The 15,026-nt window shown below is 34.9% G+C and carries 16 protein-coding genes; 2 read left to right on the top strand and 14 right to left on the bottom strand.

Features of this window, described 5'->3' with window-relative positions:
• Positions 1 to 39 precede the first annotated feature (39 nt).
• Positions 40 to 1,161, top strand: a complete 1,122-nt coding sequence (xerS, locus tag NC797_RS07020; protein WP_272436063.1) for a tyrosine recombinase XerS — start codon at positions 40 to 42, stop codon at positions 1,159 to 1,161.
• A gap of 643 nt (positions 1,162 to 1,804) precedes the next feature.
• Here xerS and NC797_RS07015 read toward each other — a convergent pair.
• From NC797_RS07015 to NC797_RS06985, 7 genes are all read right to left on the bottom strand, one after another.
• Positions 1,805 to 3,262 (bottom strand): adenylate/guanylate cyclase domain-containing protein, encoded by a 1,458-nt coding sequence (locus NC797_RS07015; protein ID WP_272436062.1) that lies wholly within the window; start codon positions 3,260 to 3,262, stop codon positions 1,805 to 1,807.
• Positions 3,263 to 3,367: 105 nt separating this feature from the next.
• Positions 3,368 to 4,096 (bottom strand): adenylate/guanylate cyclase domain-containing protein, encoded by a 729-nt coding sequence (locus NC797_RS07010; protein ID WP_272436060.1) that lies wholly within the window; start codon positions 4,094 to 4,096, stop codon positions 3,368 to 3,370.
• Between the two features lie 33 nt (positions 4,097 to 4,129).
• The gene (locus NC797_RS07005) at positions 4,130 to 4,696 is read right to left on the bottom strand and encodes a Pycsar system effector family protein (RefSeq protein ID WP_272436059.1); all 567 of its coding nucleotides are present in this window, start codon (positions 4,694 to 4,696) and stop codon (positions 4,130 to 4,132) included.
• A 442-nt stretch (positions 4,697 to 5,138) separates the two neighbouring features.
• A complete protein-coding gene (locus tag NC797_RS07000; protein WP_272436058.1) occupies positions 5,139 to 6,089 on the bottom strand; it encodes a BsuBI/PstI family type II restriction endonuclease in 951 nt (316 codons plus the stop codon).
• On the bottom strand, positions 6,086 to 7,576 hold the full coding sequence (locus NC797_RS06995) for an Eco57I restriction-modification methylase domain-containing protein (protein WP_272436057.1): 1,491 nt from the start codon (positions 7,574 to 7,576) through the stop codon (positions 6,086 to 6,088). Before NC797_RS06995 ends, NC797_RS07000 begins: the two co-directional genes overlap by 4 nt.
• Before the next feature lie 135 nt (positions 7,577 to 7,711).
• Positions 7,712 to 7,891, bottom strand: a complete 180-nt coding sequence (locus tag NC797_RS06990) for a hypothetical protein (protein ID WP_272436056.1) — start codon at positions 7,889 to 7,891, stop codon at positions 7,712 to 7,714.
• A 689-nt stretch (positions 7,892 to 8,580) separates the two neighbouring features.
• A complete protein-coding gene (locus NC797_RS06985; RefSeq protein ID WP_272436055.1) occupies positions 8,581 to 9,552 on the bottom strand; it encodes a coiled-coil domain-containing protein in 972 nt (323 codons plus the stop codon).
• 282 nt (positions 9,553 to 9,834) lie between these two features.
• Between NC797_RS06985 and NC797_RS06980 the strand changes: the two genes are divergently transcribed.
• Complete coding sequence (locus NC797_RS06980; RefSeq protein ID WP_272436054.1) at positions 9,835 to 9,981, top strand: hypothetical protein; 147 nt, start codon at positions 9,835 to 9,837, stop codon at positions 9,979 to 9,981.
• Between the two features lie 35 nt (positions 9,982 to 10,016).
• On the opposite strand, the gene NC797_RS06975 is transcribed toward NC797_RS06980, so the two are convergent.
• The 7 genes from NC797_RS06975 to NC797_RS06945 all read right to left on the bottom strand — a co-directional run bounded on the left by NC797_RS06975 (position 10,017) and on the right by NC797_RS06945 (position 15,006).
• Entirely contained in the window at positions 10,017 to 10,184 is a 168-nt protein-coding gene (locus NC797_RS06975; protein ID WP_272436053.1) for a hypothetical protein, read from the bottom strand.
• Complete coding sequence (locus tag NC797_RS06970; protein WP_272436052.1) at positions 10,184 to 11,359, bottom strand: hypothetical protein; 1,176 nt, start codon at positions 11,357 to 11,359, stop codon at positions 10,184 to 10,186. Before NC797_RS06970 ends, NC797_RS06975 begins: the two co-directional genes overlap by 1 nt.
• 146 nt (positions 11,360 to 11,505) lie before the next feature.
• The gene (locus NC797_RS06965) at positions 11,506 to 11,709 is read right to left on the bottom strand and encodes a hypothetical protein (protein WP_272436051.1); all 204 of its coding nucleotides are present in this window, start codon (positions 11,707 to 11,709) and stop codon (positions 11,506 to 11,508) included.
• 88 nt (positions 11,710 to 11,797) lie between these two features.
• Positions 11,798 to 12,196: a DUF4257 domain-containing protein gene (locus tag NC797_RS06960; protein ID WP_272436050.1), complete on the bottom strand. Its 399-nt coding sequence runs from the start codon at positions 12,194 to 12,196 to the stop codon at positions 11,798 to 11,800.
• Between the two features lie 496 nt (positions 12,197 to 12,692).
• Positions 12,693 to 12,911, bottom strand: coding sequence for a DUF5348 domain-containing protein (locus NC797_RS06955; RefSeq protein ID WP_272436049.1), 219 nt, complete (start codon positions 12,909 to 12,911; stop codon positions 12,693 to 12,695).
• Positions 12,912 to 12,950: 39 nt separating this feature from the next.
• Positions 12,951 to 13,751, bottom strand: coding sequence for an ExeA family protein (locus tag NC797_RS06950; protein ID WP_272436048.1), 801 nt, complete (start codon positions 13,749 to 13,751; stop codon positions 12,951 to 12,953).
• Entirely contained in the window at positions 13,744 to 15,006 is a 1,263-nt protein-coding gene (locus NC797_RS06945) for a DDE-type integrase/transposase/recombinase (protein ID WP_272436047.1), read from the bottom strand. The genes NC797_RS06950 and NC797_RS06945 overlap by 8 nt, the downstream gene beginning before the upstream one ends.
• Between the last annotated feature and the right edge of the window lie 20 nt (positions 15,007 to 15,026).

The raw sequence follows: 15,026 nt of genomic DNA, 5'->3' as shown, positions 1-15,026 counted from the left end.
ATAATACAATTTTATTACAATTAGGAAGTGAGCTTGTATATGGCTTCTCAATCACTAGAAAAGCAAAAACACGAAAAAAGATTAAATGAACATCTTAAAATATTTCCAGGATACGTAAAGGAATATGTTCAATCACAAAAAAGAAAAAACCGTTCTCCCTCTACCCTTCTTGGTTATATACACGAGTATAAAAGGTTTTTCTTATATCTAAAAGAACAAGGTATTGCTACCCAATCAGAAATAAAGGATATTCCATATACCGTATTAGAAAAGCTACCAAAAGATGATATGGAGTTTTATATTGATTATTTACGTGAAGAGGATATCGAAGTTCGCAAAAACGTTTTTAAAAAGAGGTCCGTTGCAGCTGTAAATCGAAACATTTCTGCCCTTACCTCCCTCTTCAACTATTTAACCACTCAAACAGAGAATGAAGATGGTGAATGCTATTTCTATAGAAATGTTATGAGTAAAATAGCTTTAATTGATGGAAAAGAAACCGCCAGCAGACGTTCAGCTGCTATGAGTTCAAAGATACTTCACGATGATTCTATAACTGAGTTTTTAAACTTTGTCCGTTTTGAGTATGAAAAGAATATAGACGGCCCTCAAAAAGCACGTTTTAAAAAGAATAAAGAGCGTGATGTTGCAATTCTCTCTATATTTTTAGGTGCAGGATTACGAGTAAGCGAAATCGCTAGTTTGAGCCTTGATTCAATTAACTATAATGATTTCCAAATCGATGTTGTGCGAAAAGGAGATAAAGAAGATACAGTTGAAATTCTCCCGGAAGCGTTGGAAGATTTAAGAGCATACCTCCGTATTAGAAACCAGAAATATAAAGCTACGGAAAATGACTATTATATTTTTGTAACGAATTATCAAGGAACAGTTAAACCTATGTCAGTCAGAACCATTCAAAACTTAGTAGAACGTTATACAAAAGCTTTTAACCAGGGACAAAGAGCATTAAGTCCTCATAAACTTCGTCATTCCTTTGCCGGTGAACATTTAAAAAGAAGTGGAGGAAATATTGTATTATTACGAGATCAATTAGGACACAATTCTATCGAGACAACCTCTTTATATACAAACCTTGACCGAAAAGAACATAAGAAAGTAATGCAAAACATTAGCAAGTCTCGAAAAAGTACCGATTAATCTCAACAAAATGATTCCTACAGTAATTAGGTTTAACCATAAACAACATACAAGTCCCTGTAAAATAAAGGCACTCTGTCCTTTTTGAAGGGTATTTTATGTTTAATTTTCTATAACTTTAAACTTCCTCTAAATGATATTTTACGAAATAATATTTTTGTATTTTCCATTTCCATTCATTCTTTTTGTCTTTTATTTCTAAGTTATAGTGACAAGTTATTTACAAAACTGTTTATTTGTCTCCTTTTGTTATGAATTGATACAACAATAAGAAATGAGCTTTGTTTTGGATGCTGTTCAATGTGCATTCACCACAGGAAAGCCCGAGATATTCAACAGTGATTAGGGCAGTCATTTTACCAGACCTAAATATATTAATCTCTTAAGAGAATAGCCATCCATACAGGTTAACGTTGCCAGTAAAAGCCGTGCATTGTATAACTATGGCTCCCAAGAGAAACAAGCCAAAATATACGGACTACATGGGGTTCTTTATAACTGTGAGCGGCCTCATCAAACAACTAAATACTGCTTGCTGTTTTTATACATGAGCAAAACTTGTGTCAAACCTCAAAATCTTCTCCGTTAGAAAGTGTTATGCTTCTCTTGATAACATTTTCTTTGGGCAATTCCTTAAATTTGATTACTCTAATAACCTTTGTTCAAATTGTAAGACAATGCTTTGATCCATATTAATACCTGTTAAAGTATCTTTCAATTCAATAATCCCTTTGAAATCTGGGTTAAACTTATGTAAATTAGACATAATTAATTGGTAGAGACTTTCTTCTTTACTCAATTTTTTAGAAACCTCTGCCATATCATTGGAGTAGGGTAAAATTCCATAGTTTGCAGGTAAATTTTCTAAGCATTCTTCTATTAACTTATATGCAAAGGTTAAGTAGTCATGAGTTTTAAAGTATCTGACCAAATTCCAATAAGCCAAATCTTTTTTCACACTAATATGATTTTTACCTATACCTTCAGCTAATTTAGAAAGGTCATATATTTCTTCTAATAATTTATCTGGTTTGTATTGATCAAATTTTCCTTTTAGGAAATTAACCTTTACATCATATTCGGTTTCTTTCTTTTTTAATTCAATCTCTTTATCGAGCCGGCTTAACCTTTCTTCTTTTAGTTTAATAGTTCTTTCTTTTTCTAATAATGATTCTTCTCTATTTGATACTTCCTCCTCCCTTTTTAAAACCTTCTCAAATCGATCAAAAAGGTTCTCGGTTTGTCTTTTAGTCTCCTGTATAACGTCAGCTATTATATAATTAGTATTAATCACACTAGTTTGTTGTTTATATTTAAATTGTTTTTCATTGCTTAGCACTTTTTCACTTTGAGAATCGTCGTCTAGGTCGTCTACTATGTCCAAATAAAAGTTTTTTATAGCATAACCTTCGAATACTGAACTACCCTTCAAACGGGCCATTTTATTCCAACCAATTTCATCTGTTTTTAGTGTTACTGGTAAGTTCTCATAGTATCTTTTAGTTACAAAAATTTCACTGGGTTCAGCTAAGTCTGTATGCTTACTTGAAATATTAGCGATTTTACCAGCCCAAACTAAGTCTTTAGCTTCTTCGTTTTCGGCTTTAGTTCCTACTTGGGTAAGAAGAACACGTCCATAATCTATTCCTACACCACACTCGATTGTCTTTCCATTAACTTTTTTCTTACACTCTGGGTTAAAGTAATATTCAATCATTGTTAATATCGCCCTTGCTGCTTCTAAAGCCTTTTCTGTTGATTTTTTCTGTTTGTCATCAACAAACACACCCATAATCCTATCTCCAATAATTTGTCTCACGCTGCCTCCACTTTTGTGAATACATATTACCATGGTTCTTACAAAGGCCCTATATATTTTTGCCATGCTTTTAGCCCAAGAAGTATCAGACAGAGTAGTAGATTCCCTAATATCAACAAATAGTATAGAACAGTTGACTAATAAACCCTCATTCGAATCCTTTAACTGTTCAACTGCTGGGACTGTTTCACCTTCATATTCACGTACTTCCATAGGCGAATCAAGTATTTCAGTGACTTTGTCATTAATACTTTTTAACTCTTTGTTGCTCCATTTGTTCAATATTAATTCCCCCCTATTAGATTATCTAAGTGTTTCACAACTAGAGGTCCAAGTTAACGTATTTACAAAGAGTTGCATTTTGTAGCATCGTCCTGTTGTACATGCTTACTTACAATTATTTTCGTACCAATTATTCATTGCTGTATTGACTATATTTCCCTCATAACAGTCTAAAATATAGTTCTTAGCATATAAACTTTTTAAATGGTCGTCATCTATATTACTATATACTGTATTACCAATCAGAATAGGTTTGGTAGTATCTTTATTAGCTTCATTACATAGGTTTGAAGCTTTATTAACTACGTCTCCCATCCATACAACTTCATTTATTCCACTACCTGAATACCCTGCTTTTATCATTAAAGATCTGCCGTAGGCCACTCCAATACCGATTTTTATTTCTACAATTCCGTTTTTTCTAAAGTGGTAGTTAATTATTTTAATAAGTGTATTTATTTTGGATGCTGTACTTACCATTTCAGTTACTTGGTTTTTGTATTGGGCATTGAAAATACCAGATACTGCATCTCCCACGATATTAACCTCTTTACAATGCACATTACTATTCATTAGAGCAACTACTTCCGATATATAGCTACGATAAATTTTCGCTAACCTAGGTCTTTTGTGATTTCCGGTAAGTTCAGAAGACTTCCTTATGTCAACGAAAATAGACCCTGTTTTATTAATGTAAAAGCCATTAGTAAACGTTAAGTCTTCTCTAGAAGGAATTTCATCGACTTCTTCGAAGTTTTGGTTAGAAGCCTCTACAATATCTTTAATCCTACTTGAAGAGTTTGATACATTATAACTTCTGTAATTAGATTTCATTTTCAACTCCACTCCACTTGATTAACGTATCAATTATATGAACAAAAAACCAATATTAAGTAATACAAAAAGTATAATAGCAGCGGTTAGATAAATAATTCCTTTTTTATAGTTATTGAATTTGGTCTGGCAAATAACAGAATTTATGTGTATTTGAGAAAGGTAATCATTCCCTAATTCATCTTTTGTAATATTTTGCACCTCTTTTTTAAATTCAGTATATTTTAATGCTTGAATAGTACCGAAATATAATAAAGAATTTGTTTGCAGGTCATCTTGATCAAAGACTGTACTATCAACTGAACCCTTTAACCCCATGAAAAAATGCCATATAGAAAGTGTTAAGCAAATCACAAAGGCTACAAATATTAGCGTAGTTAACAAAACTACTATATTATACATATCTAGTTCACTAAATTGTTCGAAAAGTGCAACTAGTGAGTTTTGTATAGTATTACTTGTAAAAAAAACCCCTAGTAAGACACCAGAAAACGCAAGAGCAAAACTTATTTTAGTATCGCAATTACTAATCCAATAGTTTATTCTTTCAAGTGTTTTACCGATTTCTTCTTGGTTATATCCTTTTGTTTCTTTGTTCATTAAATCACCTTTTCTTAAGGATACTTATTACCGACCATGTATAGCTAAATAATATAAAGCAGCTTCATAAATTCCTTCGTTTAGATACCGTTTTCTTACTCAGTGTGAATACCCCTCGTGTGAGTATACCTATCAAAAGCGAACTTATAACGAACCGCATGCAATCGAGAGCTCGTGACTACCATCGCTTTCGCACGCCCCCCCATTTTAATTCAAAAATTTGTTTATATAGTTACCACCATTCGAAATTTGTTTGGAACAAAGAAGTGACCTGATTTGGGAACACAACTACAACCCCCTTTTATCTTGTACGGAAATGGCGGGGCTAAGGCACAAACTAAATGATTCGGTCACCAAATATGTGTGTAATAAAAAACTGCACCTACTTTATGAACAAGGAACAATAGGTGCATTTTTTAAGTCAATCTATTCAGATATGTGGTTATTCATATGGTCCTAAAAATCTAATACCATTGAAGTGGATTAAGTGTGATGGTGCATCGGCAATCCATACCTCCGTCTCCCAAGAAATATCACTTACATATCGAGCCATTATGGAACGGTTAGGAAATGCTGTTACATATACTATCCCAGCTGTTGAATCTTTGAATAGTTTTGCTAACTCTTCATGTCGCTTTCCATCAACTGGTCCATGACTGGTTACCGATTCCACTAGCAAGAGCCAGTCCTTCTTAGGAAAATAAATCACCACATCAGGCATCTTTCCATGAGAATCGATAATGACTCCAAGTTGCTTTAATAACTTTTCATTAAAAAAACCCATCTTCTCGCCGGTATCACCTGCATAAATCAATTGGCCACCTGGTACATAACGAGGTGCAAAATCTTCAATAATTGCTTTAATAAGCTCGCTATGCTCACCAGGTGTAATGAAAATTTCTTTTCCTTCAGTAATCTGGACAGGTATCTTTTGCTGCTCTCTTTCTTTAGCATACCGTTCTACTAAAGTTTGTCTATGTTTTAGATAATCCTCTAAAGCAGAATTCCACTCAGGATTATCGTACTTTTTAAGAAGGTTTAGAGTTTCAGGCTCAATCTGATAAACTGCCTTCGGACTATTTACTGGTCTATTCGGTTTGTCGGGGTTATACAATGCGATTCCTCCATCAACAAATTGGTGCATTGTAAATCGTCTAAATGTTTCCCGACTATTCGGAGCATACTCTTTCCCATAATTGTCTCGGCTAAACTCCATCATGGGTGTAATTCCAATCAGAGGGCTTTCGGCCTCAGACCAAGACTTGTCCCTGGTAAGGTTTAATAAGGCCAATAGGCAAAGCCCAGAACGTTCATTTTGTTGTGCTTTTGGCAACCCTAGGTATTTAAGAATATTTATAGCTTGTTCAATATTAGGATGAATTAAATCACTCATTTTAACAACTCCTCCAACTTACCATCAATTTCCTCTTGTTCTATATTATCCGAATTTGATATTACCCACTCTCCTAATTCCTCAAGTATTTCTAGACTAGGAAATTTCATGGTTCGAAGATCAGTTGCATTTACCTGGGTGTGCCCATTAAATATTCTAAAATACTTATCAACTTGTGTAGAGTTAAGGTAAACATAAAGTCCATAAGCTATCTCTGGTGATATCCCTTTCTTTTGAAAATGAAGAACATTTAGACCATTTTCAAAGCCAATCACTGGATAATCAACAGAGTCGGGGGTTAATACCCCTGCTACTATTCTCCGCTTTTCCTCTTTTGAAGAAAACCTTTTTACAACTACATAGTAACCATTCGGATATAACCATTTCTCTACCTTCTCATTCCGAACTATTGCATTAGGCTTCTTCATTTCCTTTGGATATTCCAATTGAGTACCTACAAAATGGTTAGGATAGAAAAGAGGAACAGTTCCTCCCTCTGGCATTTGCCTTAAGTTTTCTCTAACCCTAAAGTCTACAACTGGACCAGTGGATACCTCGATATCGAGCTCTTCCAAGGAATAACATACAGAAGGGAACCTTTCGATTAGAGTTTCCTCATTAGATGTATTGATATGGATAAATTTCTCAATATCGTTTGGTTGCACAATCTTTTCGAATGGGTAAACATACTCATTATAATCTGAAAAGCTATCATCCGTGGAAATTGAGATAGTAACATCCCCTTGCTTACCCCCACGTTCTAACTTCATTATTACATTTTCCTGTAAAACCTCATCATCCTTAAACGCCTTATCCCTTGATTCAAACAGGTGCATATGCTTTACGGCAGTCTTACCAAGCAGATGCTGTCGGAAATGGCGGAAATATGGTCCGTTACAAAAACTCCTTGGAATAATTGCAACTATTTCGCCATTGTCTTCCATTAACTCAATGGATAAAGCTACAAATGCAGAGTATAAGTTTACTGTTTCAATTCCTACACTTCGTAGTAACTTACGGTGGCGAGAGTCACTTTTGATTTTCTTATACGGTGGATTTAAAACTGCATGAGTAAATCCAGGTTTACCATTTTCCAACAAAGTACCCTCTTCTAACAAATTAAGTACTGCCCATTCAATAAAGTCCTCTATGACTATATTAGCACTTATATTAATTTCATCTTCAAACATACTTAAAATATCAGTTAACTGTTCCTCTAAATATTCGTCAATTTCAATTAGATTAACATTTGCGGAGCGGGACAAATTTTCTGAAATAAGCTGAACGAGAAAAGCACTAGTTAAAGAACCTATCCCCGCACCTGCATCAAGAACCCTTGGATTTTTCATTTTTTCCTTAGCAAAAAGAGATGCCATAAATTGAGCAATACTTGAAGGTGTGAAAAATTGCCCTAATTCTGACTTACGTTTTAGTAAGGGATTTACAGTTAATCTTACTTTATCTATACTTTCAAGAATTTGAGTCATAATTGCACTCCTTAATTAATTTATAACAGAACTACTTTAATCTAACCATTTTAACATTAAAAAGGCTTATTAGACATTATAACCTGTTAATGATTAAAGTTCCCTATATAGGTTATTTTTCCCCTGATGTATCCTCTATTTCTTGGATTTTTTCTTTAATTCTGCAATCTTACTTTCTTTTAAAGCAATAACAGATTCTTTCTTTTCACCGTCACTTCTTTCACGTTCTAAAGTAATTTTCAATTCATAGTTGGCATTCATTAATTTATCTTTTTCTTCCAGAGCCTTTTCGTACTTTTCTTGAGAACGATTCATTTTTTTGTTAACTGGTCCTGAATCACCTTAATTTCGTTAGCTTTTTTTCTTTATTTAATTCTTGTTCACGGGCAAATACACGCTTTTGACATTCAAATTCGAGATTTTCTTTTTGTTTTATTCAGCCCTTCCTTTATACATTCCCTCCACTTATTTAATGCCAAATTCTCTAAATGAGCGACTTGTAAACTTGTCGATGGTCTAACCTCACTGTTATCATGATAAATCTCTACCAACACAATCACTCTTAAAATAACTCTCTATGCTCCTACCATAAATAATTATACAGTTGTTATTTATAAATTAAATTTATATTGCTATTCATTGCTTTAAGGAATATATTCAAATTATAGTATTCAAATTTAATGACAAAGGGGGGGTTTTTGTAATGAAATGTGAAGTATGTGACGTTCCATTTCACCCAACTGATATCTTGGTGATGGATGATAACGATTTCCCTATTTGTGATAGTTGAGAGATTGACCTAGAAAGAACAGATGAACTAGAACAGCATTTGAAAAGGTTGAAACAGTTCAAAGATAAATACCCTAATTACCCGTCCATCCTGTAAATACTTCTTATTGAGCCACTACATCTATACGTCCATATAACTTCATTTGTTCTAAACATACAGAGGTAGAAATGAAGTGGCTTGCTTCTAAAACTATTGATATAAAATCCAAAAGGACTTATTTCTCCCTTCCTGATTCAAGTTTTTCCTTTAGTTCAGCATTTTCTTTCTCTTGAGCAGCGATAACAGCGTCTTTCTTTTCGTTATCACTTCGTTGGCGGTCAAAGGAAACCTGTAATTCATAATTAGCGCTCATTAGCTTATCCTTCTCCCCTAGTACCTTCTCATATTTTTCTTGCGATCGATTTACTTCCTTTGTTAAATGCTCTTGTATAGATTTAATTTCATTAGCCTTCTCTGCATTTAACTCTTGCTCCCGTGCAAACACCCGCTTTTGGCATTCAAATTCCAGGCTTTCCTTTTGTTTCTTTAACTCTTCATTCTTTGAAGAAATGTCATTCTTCAATGCTGCTATTTCATTATTTCGTGATGAAATCTCCTTCCTTAACGCATCATTTTGAGCAATATCTTCCTTCATTTCAGAAATAGCTTCTTCTTTTTGCGAAATTATTTCATTTTTAGTAGCAATCTTTTCTTCTCTTTCTTCAATAATCGATTTTTGCTCTCCAATTCGTTCCGTATAGCTATTCTGTAGTTCCTCTAATTCTTTTATTCTTTCTTGGTTAACATTGATTAAGTTGGTTAACTCACTAATTTTATTATCTTTATCGGTTAACCCCTCTTTCAACTCGTTATTCTTTATTTTTAGTTCCTGTATTTCTTCATTTAAACCCATCATTATGTTTTCGTGCTGAGTTCTTAAACCCTCTAAGTTGGTTTCATTCCGTTCTGCCAAGTTTACAAATATATCATTAATCCTTCTGGTGATTTGATTAAGTTCTTTCAAATCAGCTCCGTATTCCATTTTCTTCGACAATTCATCATGTTGGAATCTTTCTACAAATAAATCATAGATATCTCCATTGTATTCAATCATACCCGCTTCTTTTGCTTTTTCGGTTATCTCTGCTATGCGTTCTTTTGTTTCAGTTTTTACTTTAACACCCAACAACTCATTATTTTTACTCACGATACACCCTCCTAAACACAAATTTTCGCACTTCTTTTAATTCATTATAAACCATCAGCTATATTTATTACAATGGTTAACCATAATTAAATTAGTTAACCAACACAAATAAGGGCATTTATAGTTAACCTATTGTAGAAAATCATTTTAGCGGATTTAATCGAAGAATAATGCTGCACAGCTTATCGGAACACGAATAAAAAGGTTATATAGGGATTTTAAAGTGCTATAAAGTTGTGAATACTAATAAAATAAATAAAGGATGAAGAAAAGGAGTAAGGAATGGGAGACTTAATTAATTTCAATTCCAAGCCACGCGTTTTAGAGTTGGGTGGACGAAAAGAGCGTCGGGAAAAGCGAAGAAAAGAGTTCCAAAAGGAATATAATAAACTTAAACAGAAAAGAGAAGAAATAAAAAAACGATATTAAAAAAGCAATCCCCTATTTAAAAGGGATTGCTTTCTTTATACATTAGTTTTCGGACCCGAGCGGTAACTACTTCTGTTGCGAATATTAGCTACCCGCTTATTTAATTCTTCACGTTTCTTTTCAAATTTCTTTCGGCGGTCAGCGTTTATCTCTTGTTGCGTTTTAAATTCAAGGACCTCGAAAGACTGTTTTTGCTTCATCATTATTCTGCCGCCTCCTTTTTATTGGTAAAGTTCTCTTGTGATAATAAGCATAGAGCGTGGATTAACCTGTATATCTCTCTTGACTCTATTATATCATCATTTACCAATAAATGCTTGGCTTTTTTATCATCAGTATCGAAGTGAAAATTAAATATCCACACTTCATTATTGTTTATACCCATCCTCAGCCTATAAGAAACAACGGTACGGTTCTTATAAGGTGTATTAATCACTGGTTTGTCATCATTATTGGTTACAGCTTCTATCGCTCCCCATTTTCTATCACTTTTTAAAGGCAATTTATCTGGGGTAGATCCTGTTGTACCAACGTCCTCTAACTTGATTAGTTCTGCTCCCTTTAATTTATATAAGGTGAACCCGCTAACAAGGTTTAAATCTTTAGTGGAAAATAAACCGTTCTTCATACGAAAAAGGACTGTGTTGATATCTTTAATCAAATCGATTATAAATTCGACACCTTCTTCAAACTCCCGGATTTCCTCCGCTACACCGTCTATAAACGTTTCATATTCTCCTATAAGCGTATCATATTCTTTTTCCTGTCTTTTTAACTGGCTTTTGAGAACAGAGACTTTAGTTTCTAGTTGTCTCTTCTCTCTATCTAAGTATCGTTCCAGCCTTTCCTCTATCATGGTATAGAATTGCTGAAACTCTTTATTACCACTCTTCATAACCCCAACATAATCATATAGACCTTGGAAAAAGAAATCCCTTTTATCATCCAATAAAGCGGATTTAAATAAGTTATACTCCTGTCTACGGAATTTCCTGTAGGCTCCTAAATGAAAATGGCCACTTTTAAACGTTAAGAGCTTATGAAAGTAGAAAGGAAGCGTAATAAGATAACCCGCCGTAATACCAACTAACATAGATTGGAACGGAGATAACTCCTGATAAAACCCTATTAGATACGGACTTATCCCACCGCTTAAAAAAGGGAAAAGTGATAACAACTTTCCGGAATCAATAGATTGCTCAATTCCTTTTTTTACTTCCCCTAATCGCTTCAAGTCACGAAATGGACTCCCAATCAACCATAAAAACCAATTAGAATACTTTTCATCAATATAACTATCTTTCATTTCTTCAATTACATCATCAAAGACTCTGCTTAATCCTAATAAAAGACTATGGTAGTTCTTTTCCTCACTCATACGTTCTCCCCCTCACTATTGATAGTGTATCATCATAAACAATCCTTAGAAATAAAGAAAAGGTGACCAGAATACCAGTTCACCTTTTCAAATTGCACTCATTATTAGAAAAAACATGGTAGTTTTACCTGTACAAAACCACATTCTCACTTAACACTAGGGTGCAATACTTCTTTTTTTACGTGTTCCCTCTGACTCCTTAAAGATCGCTCTTCCGCTCGGTCAAGTAAACTATGTATTTCATCTTCATAGTACCTAACCTCTCTCGGGGACAGTGCATTTAACAGTTGCTCTTTTAATTGGTGGATCTTTGCTTTTTCCTCTTGTAATAAATTGTCAAATAAACTCATTTTCTTACCTCCTATTTTTCTTCATTTGTTGTTAGAACTCAGTGGGCATTCTCTTATGTATCCTTTCAAAAGAAAGGAAAGACTAGACCTACTTCAATTTATCGTTGGTTTGGTCTAGCGCTTTACTCTTGGCTTTTTCTACTTCAAGCTCACTCTTAAGTTCCCTTGCAAGAACACTGTCTAGAGCCTCACTCTTAGCACTCTGTGTATTCAGTTCTCTTTGTAAGAGTACGTGTTCAGCACTCATACCAGCTAAGATAGATACTCCTACGAGTGTTCTAACTTGGCCGGCTTCTGGAACCAAATACGTCACAGCAAAAATAGCGGCTGCAGCACCAATTAAGAAATCAGCAATGAAACCTAGCTGAATCCCTTTTGGACGCAACCTCTTTTTAGGGAAAACCAAAACCTTCTCGCTTCTAATTAGGTGAGCAATTACACCCGTAAAACCTCCGATAAGACCTGCAATTAATAGTGTATTTAACATAAATACCACCCCTTTCAAAAAATTGGTCAAACAAAAAAAAGCGACCTATTGGGGCGACTCATAGACATACTTTTAGTATGTATAATCATCGACCAAAAGATCGCTTTGTTTAATACTTAACCCGCTAGCCCTATAAAAGGGCTGCTAATAAAATAAAAAATAAATAGTTACATCTTTATTCTAATTGTTTTTCGCGGGAAAGCCAATATTGTGAATTATCATATTACACCAGCTCGATTTATCACATTATTCCGGCATTCATTTTTCCTTTTTTTATCCATATGTAGTGCATTTGTTATTCTATCCAAATATAATTCGTCAAATTATATTGGTGGTAACTTTAATTTGGAAAGGTCCTCATCTTAACTACCGCGCTTTCGCTTGCTCGCCTTGTGATGGTATTGACAAACTTCGTTTCTCAATACCATCACAAGGATAATTGGAAACACTAAAAGAAGTCCCTATATAGGGACTTCTTCGAACTAAACTTTCTATTTTAGAAACTTACCGTATATTGATCCTTTTCTCTCAAATCAAATCTCATTTCCCCCATGATGACATACCATTTATAACTTAGTTCCAATCGGCAGGGAATGGCATTCCTTCCAATATAAAAGTAGATTGTTTCCCCACAATGAAGTCCGTATTTTCGCCCCTGTATATCAACGTACCATTGCTCTTCCTCTGGGTCATAAAACATCCTTTTTCCCTTCATCAATATCCCCTCCATTTTAATAAGACTGATTTCCTATCTTCATAGACCAATTTCATCCGCGGCAAGACGCACAACTTCTTCATCAATCTGTTCTTTCCTTTGCTGATAACCTATTAATAGACTATGTGTTGCCAACGTATTAATTATCCTTGGCCATCCTTGCGATCGGAGCGACAGAGCTTCTAGAGCTGATTCTTGAAAAATGGGCATATGACTTCCTGCTAATTTCATATGATGATCAATATATTGCGGAACTTCTTCTCTTTCTAACGCATTGATCTGAAACCGCATGACAATTCGTTGGGTCAAGGGGCGGTTCTGATTTAATCCCAGTCTTTCTTTGAGATGGGGTAACCCTGCAATAACTAAAATAAAAGGATTTACGGAATCCATTTGAAAGTTATATAATAGACACAAGTCCTTAAGGAATGCATCTTTGGACAAGTGCATTTCGTCTAAGATGAAGACAGGGGTGATACGTCGTTCCTTATACAAACGCTCAATCCCCTGTTGAATCTGACGAAATAAGGCCGTTTTCCGAAATTTTGGTTCCTCGCCTAACCCATAGGCTAGACCTTGGTAAAAATCCATGACACTTCCCGTTGATAAAGGGAAATAAATCACTTTATACTGCGCTTGATGTAAGGTAGAAGTAAATCGTCTAAGACTAAATGTTTTTCCTGCACCAGGTTCACCAATTAATAAACCGATTCCTTTTGTTTGTTTTAAGTATTCAAATCGGGCTTCCACTTCACTTAAGGAAGAGGATATAAAAGCATCTTTCACATCTAATTCCTTCGAAAAGGGTGTCTTGGAAAGAGAATAAAAGGACTTATACATGATCTTTTTCCTCCTTTTCTTTCTTCATTTTTGAGAAAGACAAAGGGGAGGGCTCTCGTTTTACATGCGCATTCACGTTAAAAGAAACAGGCTGAATTTCTGACACTTCTTGGTTGTCTTCATAGATAAATACTTTCTGGTCATCAAATCGTAATTCAATACGTTGTCCAATAAATCGGGCTGGCACTTCATACAATTGCTTGTTTAAAGTAATCGTACCGTCATGTTTCACTTTCCGATATTCTCGTTTTAAAAATATCGGATCGAGTGATGATGGGTCAGATATCATCTGTATTTGATCAAGTTGTGATTGATAGATTTCAAGAGGTGTCTTACCATCAAGTGATGCATGAACTTTTCGATGATAATCCTCCTCTAGCCAACGCCAAAAGCGCTCATTTAAATCCTCCAAAGAATGTGCTGGTTCTGCATCAAGTAATGGATAAAACCTTGTCTGCACAGTTAAGAACATACGTTCTATTTTCCCTTTGCTTTGGGGATCATATGGTTGTGTATGAGCTAAGGTGACACCTAACTGTGCACAAGCTAACTGTAGTGTTTCAGATCGATAGATTTTCCCGTTGTCGGCATAAATAATTTTAGGTTTTCCTCTTCGAATCATCGCTTCTTTGGTAACTGTTCTTAATCCATCAAACTTCTCCGAATGGAAAAATTCCGCATGCGGTACAACCCTAGAGCAGTCATCAATGTAAGCAAATAGGAATGTTTTTTTCTGCTTTCCATTTAGGGGGACGTAAGGTCCGTGAGACATGTCCCCTTGCCAAAGCGTATTTACCTTTTCATGAGAGAATCGCTTTCTTTCCGGCTGGGCAGCTGTACCCTTTCCGGCTAATCCATGCTTTTTAAGAAGTCGATTAATCGTGGAATAAGACACCTCATTCGGTTGTATTTCTCCATCCTTGATTAATTTGTCATAAAACAAACGAACGGACATGGTTGTTACATCTTTTCTTACTGCCAATATATGATCTTGTTGATCTGGCGATAGTCGTCTTGAATTCCCTCGGTCAGATCTCCCCCTAGGCATCAACCCATCTAACCCCTCGCGACGGTATTTCAAAAACCACTCCTGAATTGTTTTCGCTGCAACCTTTCGTTCTCCGTAGTGGGGAATATCATGGACTTTTTCTCCCATTTTCTCAAGATAATCCTTTCGGTTCTCATAGCTGTGCAGTAATGGGGAAATTAACGAATAGCGAAACAATGCAACCTCTCTTTTTTCCTTTTCATTCATGTCGGTAACCTCCTTCATTT

The organism is Terrihalobacillus insolitus (assembly GCF_028416575.1).
Lineage (GTDB): Bacteria > Bacillota > Bacilli > Bacillales > Amphibacillaceae > Terrihalobacillus > Terrihalobacillus insolitus.
The sequence above is the reverse complement of the archived record's forward strand: the minus strand, read 5'-3'. Positions and strand labels throughout refer to the sequence as shown.

Excerpts from the sequence above, each read along its gene's own strand:
- NC797_RS06990 (WP_272436056.1), bottom strand. The coding sequence starts at position 7,891 with ATGAATCGTTCTCAAGAAAAGTACGAAAAGGCTCTGGAAGAAAAAGAT.
- NC797_RS06960 (WP_272436050.1), bottom strand. The coding sequence starts at position 12,196 with ATGTTAAATACACTATTAATTGCAGGTCTTATCGGAGGTTTTACGGGT.
- NC797_RS06955 (WP_272436049.1), bottom strand. The coding sequence starts at position 12,911 with ATGAAGGGAAAAAGGATGTTTTATGACCCAGAGGAAGAGCAATGGTAC.
- NC797_RS07010 (WP_272436060.1), bottom strand. The coding sequence starts at position 4,096 with ATGAAATCTAATTACAGAAGTTATAATGTATCAAACTCTTCAAGTAGG.
- NC797_RS06950 (WP_272436048.1), bottom strand. The coding sequence starts at position 13,751 with ATGTATAAGTCCTTTTATTCTCTTTCCAAGACACCCTTTTCGAAGGAA.
- NC797_RS06975 (WP_272436053.1), bottom strand. The coding sequence starts at position 10,184 with ATGATGAAGCAAAAACAGTCTTTCGAGGTCCTTGAATTTAAAACGCAA.
- NC797_RS06995 (WP_272436057.1), bottom strand. The coding sequence starts at position 7,576 with ATGACTCAAATTCTTGAAAGTATAGATAAAGTAAGATTAACTGTAAAT.
- NC797_RS06980 (WP_272436054.1), top strand. The coding sequence starts at position 9,835 with ATGGGAGACTTAATTAATTTCAATTCCAAGCCACGCGTTTTAGAGTTG.
- NC797_RS06965 (WP_272436051.1), bottom strand. The coding sequence starts at position 11,709 with ATGAGTTTATTTGACAATTTATTACAAGAGGAAAAAGCAAAGATCCAC.
- NC797_RS06945 (WP_272436047.1), bottom strand. The coding sequence starts at position 15,006 with ATGAATGAAAAGGAAAAAAGAGAGGTTGCATTGTTTCGCTATTCGTTA.
- xerS (WP_272436063.1), top strand. The coding sequence starts at position 40 with ATGGCTTCTCAATCACTAGAAAAGCAAAAACACGAAAAAAGATTAAAT.
- NC797_RS07005 (WP_272436059.1), bottom strand. The coding sequence starts at position 4,696 with ATGAACAAAGAAACAAAAGGATATAACCAAGAAGAAATCGGTAAAACA.
- NC797_RS07000 (WP_272436058.1), bottom strand. The coding sequence starts at position 6,089 with ATGAGTGATTTAATTCATCCTAATATTGAACAAGCTATAAATATTCTT.
- NC797_RS06970 (WP_272436052.1), bottom strand. The coding sequence starts at position 11,359 with ATGAGTGAGGAAAAGAACTACCATAGTCTTTTATTAGGATTAAGCAGA.